The organism is Intestinibacter sp. (assembly GCF_034113885.1).
In the GTDB taxonomy this organism is placed as follows: Bacteria; Bacillota; Clostridia; order Peptostreptococcales; family Peptostreptococcaceae; genus Intestinibacter.
Genome location: NZ_JAXEWM010000095.1, coordinates 1 through 14,397 on the forward strand (window position 1 = coordinate 1; position 14,397 = coordinate 14,397).

14 protein-coding genes are annotated in these 14,397 nt (G+C 30.6%); all 14 read left to right on the plus strand.

Features of this window, described 5'->3' with window-relative positions:
- Nucleotides 1-627 (plus strand): cell wall hydrolase (locus SPD90_RS05520; RefSeq protein WP_320924572.1); only part of this gene is annotated, 627 nt, incomplete at its 5' end.
- Nucleotides 628-834: 207 nt separating this feature from the next.
- Nucleotides 835-1,245 carry a DUF1934 domain-containing protein gene (locus SPD90_RS05525; protein WP_320623899.1) on the plus strand — a complete coding sequence of 137 codons (411 nt, stop codon included), beginning with the start codon at nucleotides 835-837 and terminating at the stop codon, nucleotides 1,243-1,245.
- Nucleotides 1,246-1,565: 320 nt separating this feature from the next.
- Nucleotides 1,566-2,954 (plus strand): tRNA lysidine(34) synthetase TilS, encoded by a 1,389-nt coding sequence (gene tilS, locus SPD90_RS05530; RefSeq protein ID WP_320924573.1) that lies wholly within the window; start codon nucleotides 1,566-1,568, stop codon nucleotides 2,952-2,954.
- Nucleotides 2,955-2,986: 32 nt separating this feature from the next.
- Entirely contained in the window at nucleotides 2,987-5,017 is a 2,031-nt protein-coding gene (gene ftsH / locus SPD90_RS05535; protein ID WP_320924574.1) for an ATP-dependent zinc metalloprotease FtsH, read from the plus strand.
- 101 nt (nucleotides 5,018-5,118) lie between these two features.
- Nucleotides 5,119-6,096, plus strand: a complete 978-nt coding sequence (locus SPD90_RS05540) for a biotin--[acetyl-CoA-carboxylase] ligase (RefSeq protein WP_320623902.1) — start codon at nucleotides 5,119-5,121, stop codon at nucleotides 6,094-6,096.
- Nucleotides 6,089-7,066, plus strand: a complete 978-nt coding sequence (locus SPD90_RS05545) for a P1 family peptidase (RefSeq protein ID WP_320623903.1) — start codon at nucleotides 6,089-6,091, stop codon at nucleotides 7,064-7,066. Before SPD90_RS05540 ends, SPD90_RS05545 begins: the two co-directional genes overlap by 8 nt.
- Before the next feature lie 254 nt (nucleotides 7,067-7,320).
- A complete protein-coding gene (locus SPD90_RS05550; RefSeq protein ID WP_320623904.1) occupies nucleotides 7,321-7,920 on the plus strand; it encodes an ECF transporter S component in 600 nt (199 codons plus the stop codon).
- A 17-nt stretch (nucleotides 7,921-7,937) separates the two neighbouring features.
- On the plus strand, nucleotides 7,938-8,708 hold the full coding sequence (locus SPD90_RS05555) for a type III pantothenate kinase (protein ID WP_320626394.1): 771 nt from the start codon (nucleotides 7,938-7,940) through the stop codon (nucleotides 8,706-8,708).
- A gap of 176 nt (nucleotides 8,709-8,884) precedes the next feature.
- Nucleotides 8,885-9,853, plus strand: a complete 969-nt coding sequence (gene dusB, locus SPD90_RS05560; RefSeq protein WP_320924575.1) for a tRNA dihydrouridine synthase DusB — start codon at nucleotides 8,885-8,887, stop codon at nucleotides 9,851-9,853.
- Nucleotides 9,854-9,961: 108 nt separating this feature from the next.
- A complete protein-coding gene (gene greA, locus SPD90_RS05565) occupies nucleotides 9,962-10,438 on the plus strand; it encodes a transcription elongation factor GreA (RefSeq protein ID WP_320626396.1) in 477 nt (158 codons plus the stop codon).
- Nucleotides 10,439-10,453: 15 nt separating this feature from the next.
- Entirely contained in the window at nucleotides 10,454-11,974 is a 1,521-nt protein-coding gene (lysS, locus tag SPD90_RS05570; protein ID WP_320924576.1) for a lysine--tRNA ligase, read from the plus strand.
- Between the two features lie 222 nt (nucleotides 11,975-12,196).
- Entirely contained in the window at nucleotides 12,197-12,634 is a 438-nt protein-coding gene (locus SPD90_RS05575) for a Fur family transcriptional regulator (RefSeq protein ID WP_320924577.1), read from the plus strand.
- Complete coding sequence (locus tag SPD90_RS05580) at nucleotides 12,627-13,625, plus strand: metal ABC transporter substrate-binding protein (RefSeq protein WP_320924578.1); 999 nt, start codon at nucleotides 12,627-12,629, stop codon at nucleotides 13,623-13,625. The genes SPD90_RS05575 and SPD90_RS05580 overlap by 8 nt, the downstream gene beginning before the upstream one ends.
- Before the next feature lie 26 nt (nucleotides 13,626-13,651).
- A complete protein-coding gene (locus SPD90_RS05585; protein WP_320924579.1) occupies nucleotides 13,652-14,359 on the plus strand; it encodes a metal ABC transporter ATP-binding protein in 708 nt (235 codons plus the stop codon).
- Nucleotides 14,360-14,397 lie beyond the last annotated feature (38 nt).

A 14,397-nucleotide genomic window follows, 5' to 3' on the forward strand; every position in this document is an offset into this window, starting at 1 on the left:
ATATCTATTTTTATAATAGTTAGTGCTACATTTGTTTATAAGGTTGAAGCTTTAAATTTAATTAATATAGGTTATTTATTTAAACAAGTCGAATCTACACAATCTAATGGAGTAAAGGTAAATAATAATTTAAAAAATACAAGTAAAAAAAGTTTAGATTATAAGACTTTAGAGGTAAAAAATTTTAATGAGTATTTTTCTAGAAATAATATGACTGTTATCGAAAAAAAAGGCCAAGAAGATAATGAAAGTAAAAAACAAGTTGTAAATCTAAATGATGATCAATTGTATCTATTATCAAAATTAGTAGCGGCTGAAGCTAGAGGTGAGAGCTACCAAGGACAGGTTGCTGTTGCGGCTGTAGTTTTAAATAGAGTACAAGATTCACGCTTTCCAGATTCTATAGAGGATGTAATATATCAAAAAAATGCTTTTTCTGTAGTAAAAAATGGATCTATAAGTGTCAAACCTACAGAAGAGTCGTATAAGGCTGCAAAAGAGGCTTTATATGGAAATGATCCTACTAATAATGCTATTTACTTTTGGAATCCAGATATATCTACTTGTAATTGGATTAATACATTAAATCCGCATTTAAGAATAGGAAATCATGTTTTTGCTAGATAATGTTAGTTATTATAAATAATGCTCTTTTCATAGCGGGTATTTTATGTAAATTTGTTGCTATGAAAGGGGCATATTTTAATTGATAATAGAGATTATAACTGATATAATTCTTTTTGATACAATTTTAGAGAAATGTGTTTATTGATAGATATTTAAGCGATATAAATTAATTTAATAATCTTCAGATAATAGATTTGGGAGGATATTATGGATGTTAATATAAATATAGTAACAATTCAGTTTAATGAATTAGGCGAAAAAAATATTATAAAATCAAATGCAACTGGAACTTTATATCAAAAGAAGGATCACAAGTATGTCATGTATAAAGAGGTTCAAGATGGCGAAGAGACGACAACTTCTTTAAAAATAGAAAAGGATAAAGTAACTATAAAGAGATATGGAGCTTTAAATTCTACTTTAGTATTTAAAGTAGGAAATACAGATATATCTAGATACATGACTCCACAAGGAGTGTTTGTTATAGAAAATCACACAAAAGAGCTTTCTATATTTGACGATCAGAGTAATATTTCTATAGATATAGATTATGATATAAAAATAATGGATATGTTTACAGGAAGAAATTTAATTAATATAAAAATTAAAGAAAAATAATTAGTCTAATAAATAAAAAATTAGATATAATATTAGAGATAGGTTTTATTTTTATAAATATCGAAAATTATATTAAATAAAGGTAGTTAAAACACTACCTTTTGTTTAGTTTATTTGTTATTATATTTATTATAGTTTAAATATAGTTAATTTTATTTAATATATAAAAAGATACAAGGACTTGATATTTTTTTATAGAAGATATATAAACAATTATAAAATTAAATTTTGCTTGAAAGGATATAAAAATAATTTTTATAATAGTTAATTTTATAGAATTCATTTAATAAATTAAAAATTATTTATAAAAGGGATAGAATATGATATTTCAAAAAGTACTTGATACAATAAATAGACATAATCTTATTGAAAAGGGAGATAAAATTGTCTTGGGGATTTCTGGCGGTCCTGATTCAGTTTGTCTTCTACATATATTAAATAGATTGAAGGAAATGTTTGATATAGAAATTTATGCTGCTCATCTAAATCATCAAATTAGAGGTATAGAAGCCCAAAAGGATGCTTTATATGTTACACAGCTTTGTGAGGAAATGGGTATAAAGTATTTTGTGAGATCAATTGATGTTCCAAAATACTGTGAAGAAAATAAATTATCTATTGAAGACGGCGCTAGAAAGCTAAGATACGATATGTTTTATGAAATAATGAGGAGAACTCATGCTAATAAAATAGCTATTGCTCACAACATGAACGACCAAGCGGAAACAGTACTTATGCACATTATGAGGGGAACTGGGCTTCAAGGCTTGAGAGGAATTGAATATATAAGAGATCAAGTTATAATAAGACCTCTATTGGATATAGAAAGAAAAGACATAGAAGCTTATTGTGAACAATACAACTTAAATCCAAGAATAGATAAAACTAATCTAGATCCAATCTACACAAGAAATAAAATTAGATTAAAACTTCTTCCATATATGCAAGATAATTTTAATTCAAATGTAATCAAGTCTATCGTTAGAATGAGCAACAGCGTAAAAGAAGATAGCGATTATATAGAAGAAAATGCATTGATGAAATTTGAAGAAATATGTATAGTTTCAGATGACAGTGTGGATATTGCTGTGGATTTGTTTATAAACTTACATAATGCAATAAAATATAGAGTTCTTAGATATGCGATAAAATATGTTTTAGGAGATACTAATTTTATCGATCAAAAGCATATTTTAGATATTATTGAGTTAGAGCCAGAGAAAAAAATCGGCAAAAAATTAAATCTTCCTAGAGGTTTATTTGTATATAGAAAGAAAAATAGTATAATAATTACTGTGAAGGAAATAATTAGTGAAGATATTGAATTTTGCTATAAAGTACCTAAAAATGGCTTTGTAAAAATAAAAGAATTAGGCATGCTTGTAGAAGCTGAAACTATGGGTATAGGAAAATACAATCTATCTAAACAAGAAAACAAAAGCAACAGATGGTTTGATTTGGACAAAATAAAAGGGGATTTGATTGTAAGAAGTAGAAAACCTGGGGATAAAATAACAATTTCTGTGGGTAACAAAAAATTAAAAAGCTTATTTATTGACATGAAAATTCCAAAAGAAGAAAGAAGTAGAATCCCTATATTAGTAGATAGTGAAGATGTAATTTGTGTTGGGAATTACAGAGTAAGTGAAAACTTTAAAGTGAATGAAGAGACAAAACAAGTATTAAAAATTTGCTTTAAAAAGCTTTAAAATAAAATCAACATATGAAAGGAGGGCTTCTGTTGAACAAATTCTTAAAAGGAGCAGGTTTTTATTTGTTACTTTTAATTATAATTGTGACAATAGTAGAAGTTGCTGGTACACCAACAGAAACAGTACAAGAGCTAAAATTTTCTCAAGTATATGAGTATTTAACAGAGGAAAATATATCAGAAATACACTTTGTAGATTCAACTTCTGTAGAAGGTGTTATAAAGGATTCAAAGAAAAAATTTAAATCTTACATGCCAGAAGAAGTTATGAGTGATGAATTTGCAAATGAAGTATTACAACAAGCTAAGCAAAATAAATTAGTAGTTAGTGGAGAAGCTAAACCATCTAATCCTTGGTATATAGAAATGTTACCGACATTATTATTAATATTCTTTATGGTAATAATGTGGTTCCTATTTATGAATCAGTCTCAAGGTGGAGGCGGAAAGGTTATGAACTTCGGTAAATCAAAGGCTAGAGTTCATAAGGATGATGAAAAGACAAGGGTTACATTTAAAGATGTAGCAGGCCTTCAAGAAGAAAAAGAAGATTTAAGTGAAGTTGTTGACTTCCTTAAAAATCCTAAGAGATATATAGAATTAGGTGCCAGAATTCCTAAAGGTATACTTATGGTAGGACCTCCAGGAACAGGGAAAACTTATTTATCAAGAGCAGTTGCCGGTGAAGCCGGAGTACCATTTTTCACAATAAGTGGTTCTGATTTCGTTGAAATGTTTGTTGGGGTAGGTGCATCAAGAGTTAGAGATTTATTTGAACAAGCTAAGAAAAATGCTCCAGCGATAATATTTATAGACGAAATAGACGCAGTTGGTAGAAAAAGAGGTGCAGGTCTTGGTGGAGGACACGATGAAAGAGAACAAACATTAAACCAACTTCTAGTTGAAATGGATGGTTTCGGTGTCAACCAAGGTATAATCATAATGGCTGCTACAAATAGACCTGACATACTAGACCCAGCATTACTTAGACCAGGTAGATTTGACAGAGAAATAGTAGTAGGGGCTCCAGACGTCAGAGGTAGAGAGGCTATATTTAAAGTTCACTCTAAAAATAAACCTCTTGCAAAAGACGTAAAAATGGATGTATTAGCTAAGAGAACTCCAGGATTTACTCCTGCAGATATAGAAAACATAATGAATGAGGCTGCAATACTTACAGCTAGAAAGAAAGAAAAACAAATCCATATGGAAACTATAGAAGAAGCTATAACAAAGGTTATGGTAGGGGTAGCTAAGAAATCAAGAGTTATAAGCGAAAAAGACAGAAAGCTTACTGCTTATCATGAAGCAGGTCATGCGATTTGTATGCATGTACTAGAGCATGTAAGTCCAGTTCACCAAGTTACAATAATTCCAAGGGGTAGAGCTGGAGGATTTACAGAACCTCTTCCAAAAGAAGACCAAATGTATGGTACTAAAAATGAAATGAAAGAAACTATCATAATGGCTTTAGGTGGTAGAGTAGCTGAAGAGTTAATTATGGATGACATATCTACAGGTGCATCTAACGACTTAGAGAGAGTTACTTCGATAGCTAGATCTATGGTTACTAAATATGGTATGAGTGAAAAATTAGGACCTATGGTATATGGTGATAGCGATGAAGAAGTTTTCTTAGGAAACTCAATTTCAACTAAAAAGAATTACTCTGAAGAAATAGCTTACGAAATAGACAAGGAAGTAAGAGACATAGTTGAAACTGCATATGCAAAATGTAGAAAGATATTAACTGATTATGCTGACGAGCTTGATTATGTAGCTAAAGGATTATTAGTATATGAAACTTTAGACGCAGATCAATTTGTAAAAGCATTTAATAAGGAGCTTCCTTTAGAAGATGTTAGTCTATTAGATAAAAAAGATGAAGCTGAACCAGTTAAAGAAGAAGCTACTAAAGTAGATATAACTAAAAAAATAGAAAATCCATACATAGATAAATCTGATTCAGATAATGAAACAGAAAATACTACAGTGGATTTATCTAAAGAAGATACTGATTCACAATCAGATAAAGAAGATTTAGATAAAAAAGAAGAATAATTTTTAAAGGCTGTTACAGGCATTTTGTAACAGCCTTAAATTTTATATCCAATTTTCCTATTTTAATATAAAATATAATATATACAAAAAGGGGTGGATTTATGAGAGAAAAAGTAATAAAAGCTATTTTAGATAGTGGAGAAAATTTTATATCAGGAGAACAACTGTCTAAGCAATTAGGAATATCTAGAACAGCAGTATGGAAACATATAAAGGCATTAAAAGAAGAAGGATACAATATAGAATCTGTAAATAGAAAAGGATATAGATTAGCCGAAAAACCAAATGATATACTATCATCAGAAAATATAACGCATAATTTAATGACTGAATGTATAGGAAAAAAAGTAATTCATCTCGATACTGTAGGATCGACTAACGATTATGCAAAGGAAATAGGAAATAAGGTAAATGGAGGCACATTGATAATCAGCGAGGAACAAACTAAAGGAAAGGGACGATTAGGTAGAACATGGGAATCAGTTCCGGGAGAAGGAATTTGGATGAGTCTAATTATAAAACCAAAAATAGAACCTTATAAGGCTCCTTTTCTTACCTTAGTAGCAGGTGCAAGTATAGTTGTGGCACTAAGAAAATTAGGAGTAGAGGCTTCTATAAAGTGGCCTAATGATATCATAGTTAATAATAAAAAAATATGTGGTATATTGACAGAATTGTCTGCTGAGATGGAAAGAGTAAATTATGTTGTTGTTGGGCCTGGAATAAATGTAAAAACACTTGAGTTTCCAGATGAAATTAAAGATAAGGCTACTTCTTTATATAAAGAAGGTTATAGAATATCTAGAGTAGATATAGTTAGACAATTTTGCATAGAATTTGAAAAACTATATAAAGCATATATTTTAGATGGAGATAGGAAGGCTACTATAGATATATGCAGAGAATATTCTCCTATAATAAACAAAGAAATATATATTATAAAAAATAATAAAAAAGAATTGGTAAAATGCATAGATATAAACGATAATGGAAATTTAATTATTAGAGATAGAAATGGTGAAATAAAAGAAATAATGTCAGGAGAAATTTCAATAAGAGGAGTGAAGGGCTATGTATAATAATATATTAGATGTAAAAGGTCTAAAAGTAGGACAGGCACAAAATGAAGAAGCGCTTACAGGATGTACAGTAGTTATATGTGAAGAAGGTGCTACTTGTGGTGTAGATGTAAGAGGCGCTGCACCAGGTACTAGAGAAACAGATTTGTTAGATCCAGTAAATACAGTACAAAAGGTAAACGCAGTTGTTCTATCAGGAGGCTCTGCATTTGGATTAGAGAGTACATGCGGAGTCAGTCAATATTTAGAAGAACAAAATATAGGATTTGATTCAGGTGTGTGTAATGTTCCTATAGTAGTAGGAGCAGTATTGTTTGACTTAGGAGTAGGAGATTATAAAATAAGACCTGATAAAAAAATGGGCTATGAAGCTTGTTTAAATGCTAGCGAAACTACTTTGAAACAAGGAAACTACGGTGCAGGATGTGGAGCTACAGTAGGAAAAATAAGAGGACCAGAGTTTGTAACTAAGAGCGGAATAGGTAGCTATTCTATAAAATTAGACAACGGAATAGTAGTATCTGCACTAGTAGCAGTAAATGCACTAGGTGATGTATATGAAAATGGAAATGTAATCGCCGGTGCATTAAATGACAATAAAACAGAGTTTCTAAACAGTTACAATCTTATGAAACAAGGTGTAACAAAAGGTGGCTTCAGTATAGACAATACCACAATCGGAATTATAGCTACTAATGCGAAATTAGATAAAGCTCAATGTAAAAAAATATCTCAAATGGCACATGATGGATATGCAAGAGCTATATTCCCTATTCATACTCCTCACGATGGAGATACTATATTTACTATGGCTACAGGTGAGATAGAAACAGGTGCAGATTTAACTCTAATAGGCTCTATTGCAGTTGAAGTTATGGAAAAAAGTATAATAAACGCCATAAAAAATGCAAAAGAAATTAATGGAATACCTTCATATAATGAATTACATGCTGAAATAATGGTTAAATAAAGCTTAATGTTTGATAGGTTATGAAACTATTTTGATATAACATCAAAAATGTACATCATAAAAAATATTTATGAATAAGATAAAAAAATAACAAAAAAAATGTAAGATTGTTGACAATATAGGTACCTGCTGATAAAATTGATTTGTTACAGCAGGCATTCTCAAAAGAGGAGTCTGACTATAAAGGGTAAAAAATGTAACAAAATAATTTTAGAAGTCCGGCATCCAAAGGAGCTGGAACGGAGGTTAATATTATGATGAACGTGCAAGCATCAGCACAAAGAAAAGTAAATGTTAGAAGAATGGCAGTAATATCTGTATTGTCAGCAATATCAATTGTATTATCTATGATTCCTTTTGTTGGTTATATACCACTTGGACCAGTTAAAGCAACTATAATGCATGTACCTGTTATTATAGGTGCAGTAATAGAAGGTCCACTAGTTGGAGCAGCAGTGGGTTTAATATTCGGTTTAACAAGTCTATTTAAAGCATTCACAGAACCTACAATTACATCATTTTGTTTTATGAATCCAGTTATATCAGTATTACCAAGAATATTAATTGGTGTAGTTGCATATTATGTATATACATTAATATATAAAATAAGCAAAAAAGTTTATGTATCTGGATTTGTTGCAGGTGTTATAGGCTCTCTTACAAATACAGTAGGAGTTATGGGGTTAATTTATATCATATATGCAGAAAAATATATGCAAGCAATTGGACAAGCAGGAAACGCTGGTAAATATATTTTAGCAATATGTGCGACTAATGGTATACCAGAAGCTATAGTAGCAGGTATTTTAGTAGCAGCAGTTGCAGTAGCAATGATTAGAAAAAGCAAAAAATAGAAAGAAGGTTTATATAAATGCTATTAGTATTTGACGTTGGAAATACAAATATGGTTTTAGGTATCTATGAAGATGATACATTAACTAACAGTTGGAGAATAAATACTGATCATCAAAAGAGCTCAGATGAATACGGTATATTAATAAATAATTTATTTGAATATCATAAGATAAATATGAGAGAGGTAAAAAATATTATAATATCGTCAGTGGTTCCAGATGTTATGCATTCTCTTGAAAATTTTTGTATAAAATACTGTGGAGTTGAGCCATTAATAGTAGGACCAGGAATAAAAACTGGACTAAATATAAAATACGACAATCCAAAGCAAGTTGGGGCTGACAGAATAGTAAATGCAGTTGCAGCTATAGAAAAATATGGTTCTCCATTAATAATAGTTGACTTCGGTACAGCCACTACGTTCTGTGCAATATCAGAAAAAGGAGAATATCTTGGAGGTTCAATTTGTCCAGGAATTAAAATATCAAGTGAAGCATTGTTCCACGAAGCATCTAAATTACCTAGAGTTGAATTAACTAAGCCAGGAATGACAATTTGTAAAAATACAGTATCAGCAATGCAAGCTGGTATAATTTACGGATATGCAGGAATGGTCGAAAAGTTAATTTCTATGATAAAAAAAGAGCTAGGTAGTGACGATGTAAAAGTTATTGCAACAGGTGGTCTTGCAACACTTATAGACTCAGAAACTGATAGCATAGATTATATAGATAAGGATTTAACTTTAGAAGGACTAAAGCTTATATACGAAAAAAATAAAGAATAAAAATTCAAAGACTGTCTCGATAATAAAGGGGCGGTCTTTTTTAAGGAATAAATTAAAAAAAATTAAAATTTATCAAAAAGAATATAGTATATTTTAATTTTTTGTAATAATATATTAGAAGTGGTTAATAATGAATTAAAGCAATTAATAAAACTTTTAAATAAAGGAGCACGAGGATGAACATAGGAAATGTAAGTCTTGATAATAGGGTTTTTCTATCTCCTATGGCAGGAGTAACAGATCTTCCTTTTAGATTGATATGTAAGCAAAAGGGCTGCGGAATGCTTTATACAGAAATGATAAATGCAAAAGCGCTTTGTTATAATGATGAAAATACTAAGAAAATGACTAAAATAGAAGATGAAGAGCACCCAATTGCGATTCAAATATTTGGTTCAGAGCCAGAGTATATGGGAAGAGCAACTGAAATACTAAATTCTCATCCAAATGAAATACTAGATATAAATATGGGATGCCCAGCACCTAAGGTAGTAAAAAACGGTGATGGCTCAGCATTAATGAGAAATCCTAAATTAGCAGAAGAGGTCATGAAGGCTGTAGTAAAAAATTCTACAAAGCCGGTGACGTTAAAAATAAGAAAAGGCTGGGATGATCAAAGTATAAATGCAGTTGAAATAGCTAAAATAGCTGAACAATCTGGGATAAGTGCAGTGGCAATACACGGCAGAACTAGAGAACAATATTATTCAGGCAAGGCAGATTGGGATATAATAAAAGAGATAAAGGATGCTATATCTATACCTGTAATAGGAAATGGAGACGTATTTGAAATAGAAGATGCAATAAATATGTTAGAAAAAACAAATTGTGATGCTATAATGATAGGTAGGGGCGCTCAAGGAAACCCTTGGATATTTAATAGAATAAATCACTATATGGAAACAGGAGAGATTTTACCTAAGCCAACTGCTAAAGAAAAAATAAACACAGCGATAGAACATATGAAGCTTGCAGTTGAAGAGCATGGAGAATATGTAGCTGTTAGAGAAATGAGAAAGCATATAGGTTGGTATATAAAAGGTTTAAAAAATTCAGCTAGATATAGAGATGAAATTAATAAATTAACTGATAGTGAAGGTGTAATAATGAAGTTAAGGGAGTTATCCTTGACACAATCACGTTAGTGACTTATAATATACCGCATAAATTAGTTAGAACGAACAGAAGAGAGCAATAAATATAAGGAAAATTATAATTTATTAGAAATAGAAAGTAAAAGGAGTTGTTAAATTATGGAGGAAAAAAAAGAATTACTTACTCAAGAGGGTTATGACAAGCTTGAACAAGAATTAGAATACTTAAAAACAGTAAAAAGAAAAGAAGTTGCAGAAAGATTAAAAATTGCGATAGGCTTTGGGGACTTATCAGAAAATGCTGAGTATGATGAAGCTAAAAATGAACAAGCAAAATTAGAAGAACAAATAATAAAGCTTGAAGAAAAATTAAGAAATGCAGATGTTATAGATGAAAGCCAAATAGACCTTAACATTGTAACTGCAGGTTCAATAGTTAAATTATATGATTACGATTTTGAAGAAGAAGTTGAATATACAATAGTAGGTTCTTCTGAGGCTGATCCATTTGAAGGAAAAATATCTAATGAATCACCAGTAGGAAAAGGACTATTAGGCGCTAGAGTAGGCGAAGAAATAGAAATACAAGCACCAGACGGAGTAGTTAAATTCAAAGTTTTAGAAATAAATAGATAGAAGAGGGAGGAACAAATGAGCAAAAATCAACAAAAGAACATAGAAACACAAGAAGAACTTAGTGAAGTATTACAAGTAAGAAGAGATAAATTACAAAATCTTATAGATATGGGAAGAAACCCATTTGAACAAACACAATACGATGTAAACGATTATTCAATGAGCATAAAAAATAACTTCGAAGCTAAAGAAGGTCAAACTGTAAGAATAGCAGGTCGTATTATGAGTAAAAGAATCCAAGGTAAAGCTGGATTTATAGATATACAAGATTCTCAAGGTAGAATACAATGCTACGTTAGAAAAGACGCTATAGGTGAAGAAGAATACCCTGTCTTCAAGACATATGATATAGGTGATATTATAGGTGTTGAAGGTACTATATTCAAAACAAAAAGAGAAGAAATATCAGTAAAAGCAGCAAGTATAGTATTATTATCTAAATCATTACAAATACTACCAGAAAAATTCCATGGATTAAAAGACCCAGATTTAAGATACAGACAAAGATATGTAGACTTAATAGTAAATCCAGAAGTAAAAGAAGCTTTCTTAATAAAAAATAAAGCTGTAAAAGCTATGAAAAATTACTTAGACGAAAGAGGATTCATAGAAGTAGAAACTCCAGTATTAAACACTATAGCTGGTGGAGCTAATGCAAGACCTTTCGTAACTCACCACAATACATTAAATATACCAATGTACTTAAGAATAGCAACAGAATTATATTTAAAGAGACTTATAGTAGGTGGATTTGACAAAGTATATGAATACGGAAGAATATTCAGAAATGAAGGTATGGACGTTAAACACAATCCAGAATTTAATACTATAGAATTATACCAAGCATATGCAAACTATGAAGATATAATGGAATTAACTGAAAACCTAATAGCTTACATGGCAGAAGAAGCTACAGGAAGCACTAAGGTTACTTACCAAGGTAAAGAAATAGACTTCAAACCACCATGGAAGAGAATGACTATGATAGACTGTGTTAAAGAATACTCAGGTGTAGACTTTAACGAAATAGAAACAGACGAAGAAGCTTTAGCTATAGCTAAAGAAAAAGGCATAGAAATAACTCCAGGAATGAGAAGAGGGGAAGTTATAAGTGCGTTCTTTGAAGAATTTGGTGAAGATAAATTAATCCAACCAACATTCATAACTAAACACCCAGTTGAAATATCTCCACTTGCTAAGAGAAGCAAAGAAGATCCAAGATTAACTGACAGATTCGAAGCTTTCGCAAATGGATGGGAATTAGCTAATGCATTCTCTGAATTAAATGACCCAATCGACCAAAAAGGTAGATTCTTAGATCAATTAAGAAAGAAAGAATTAGGTGACGACGAAGCTTGTGATATGGATGAAGATTTCATAAATGCACTAGAAGTAGGTCTTCCTCCAACAGGTGGATTAGGAATAGGTGTAGATAGAGTTGTTATGTTACTTACTGATTCTGCATCAATAAGAGACGTAATATTATTCCCAACTATGAAACCAATTGGCGCTGCTAAAAATGTTGAAGAAGAGTAAGATTAAATTAATATATAACGAACGTTAGATTATAAAAATACTTGTAATGAATTATTTTGTTACAAGTATTTTTTATGGTTAAGATATAAAAATTTATTTAAAAGTTTGACACTAAAATAGTCAAGGTATATAATAGTTATCTGAAAATGAAATAGAAAACCAGTTTCGTTTTCAGATAACTATTTTTTTATGAAATTTTAATCGAAGGTGAGGAGGAGCTAATTGAATATTAGTAATAGAGGAAAATATAAAACTAAGCAAAGAGAGTTAATACTTGAATTTTTAGTCAATAATAAAAATAGACATGTAACAGTCGATGAAATAATAGAATATACAAGAAAAGTACATTCTCCAGTAGGGAAAACTACTGCTTATAGATATATGGATGAGTTAGAGCAAAAGGGTGTAATTCGAAAATATACAGTTGAAAAGGGAATTTGTGCATGTTATCAATACATAGATGAAAATCAAAAATGTCATAATCATTTTCACTTAAAATGCAAGGTTTGTGGTGAATTATATCATTTAGACTGCAACTTTTTAAATGATTTAAAAGGACATTTATATGAAAATCATGGATTTGAGATAGATAGCTCAAAGACTGTTTTTTATGGAACATGCAAAAAGTGTTTAAATAAAATAGGAGGAAAAAATGAATAAGAAAAAAATAGGTATTGTTATATTGATAGTAGCTATATTATTTGCGGTGGGAGCAATTTTTGAAAATGGAATAAAAAAGAAGGAAGCTGTGATAAACCAAGATAACAAACTGCAAATAGTTGTGACTTCATTTCCGCAATATGATTTTGCAAGAGCTGTAGCTAAAGATGAAGCCGATATAAGTATGCTTATAAAGCCAGGGGTAGAATCACATTCATATGAGCCTACACCTGAAGATATACAAAAGATAGAGAATGCAGATTTATTCATATATACAGGTGGAGAAAATGATGAATGGGTAGAAGGTATGTTGGATTCATTAGATACTAGTAAGACAAAGCTTGTGAAATTAGAGGATTGTGTAACTTTAATAGAGGAAGATGAAACTGTTGGTCTTGAAGGTGTTATCACACATTCTCACGAGGATCATGAGGATTCTGATCACGAACATTCTTCAGAAATTGAATATGACGAGCATGTCTGGACATCGCCTAAAAATGCAATAAAAATAATCGAGAAGATAGAAAGAGTTTTATGTGAATTAGATGAGGAAAAACAAGAAACATATAGTAAAAATGCACAAGAATATATATCAGAAATAGACGATATAGATATGCAAATTAGAGATATAGTAAAGCATGCTAAGAGAAAAACTTTAGTATTTGGAGATAGATTTCCGTTTAAGTATTTTGTAGAAGAATATGGGCTTGATTATAAGGCTGCGTTTCCTGGATGTAGTGATGAAATGGAGCCATCAGCAGATACAATTTCGTATTTAATCGATTTTATTAAAGAGGAGAATATACCAGTTGTACTACATGTTGAGCTAAGCAATGAAAAAGTTGCTAATACTTTAGCAGAGGAAACAAACACAAAAACTATGTGCTTGAATTCTGTTCATAATGTCAGTCAACAGGACTTCGAAAAGGGTGTTACTTACGTTTCTTTGATGAGGGAAAACATAGAAACTCTTAAGGTAGCATTGCAGTAATTTTTAATTGGAAAGGAATATTTTAAATGAGTCAAATTGAATGCAAAAATCTTAGTGTAAAATACGAAAATAGAGTAGTATTAGAGGATGTTTCGTTTTCTATAGAAGAGGGAGATTATTTGTGTATAGTCGGTGAAAATGGAGCTGGTAAAAGTACTTTAGTGAAGACTATATTAGGGCTTGAAGGTATTAAATCAGGTGAAATTATTTTCGGTGATGACTTGAATAAAAATGAAATAGGATACCTACCTCAGCAAACGCAGGCCCAAAAGGATTTTCCAGCGTCTGTGTATGAGGTGGTTTTATCTGGATGCTTGAATTCAAGGGGGATGAATCCATTTTACTCTTCTAAAGATAAAAAATTAGCTAATGAGATGATTAAATCTCTTAATATAGAAAATATAAAGAAAAAATCATTTAGAGAGCTATCTGGTGGGCAACAGCAGAGGGTTTTATTGGCTAGAGCTCTTTGTGCCACTAAAAAAATAATTGTTCTTGATGAGCCTATAACGGGACTAGATCCAACTGTGACCCGTGAGATGTATAGTCTGATAAAAGAGATAAATAACAACGGAATAACCATTATAATGGTATCTCATGATATAAATTTTGCTATAAACAATGCTAATAAGATACTTCATTTGAAGAAAAAAATTAAATTCTTTGGAGATACACAGGATTACATAGAAAGTGAAGTGGGAAGAAAATTTATAGGAGGTGCCGATGTTGATTAATGTATTGAGTGATATGATGTCTTATACATTTATAGTTA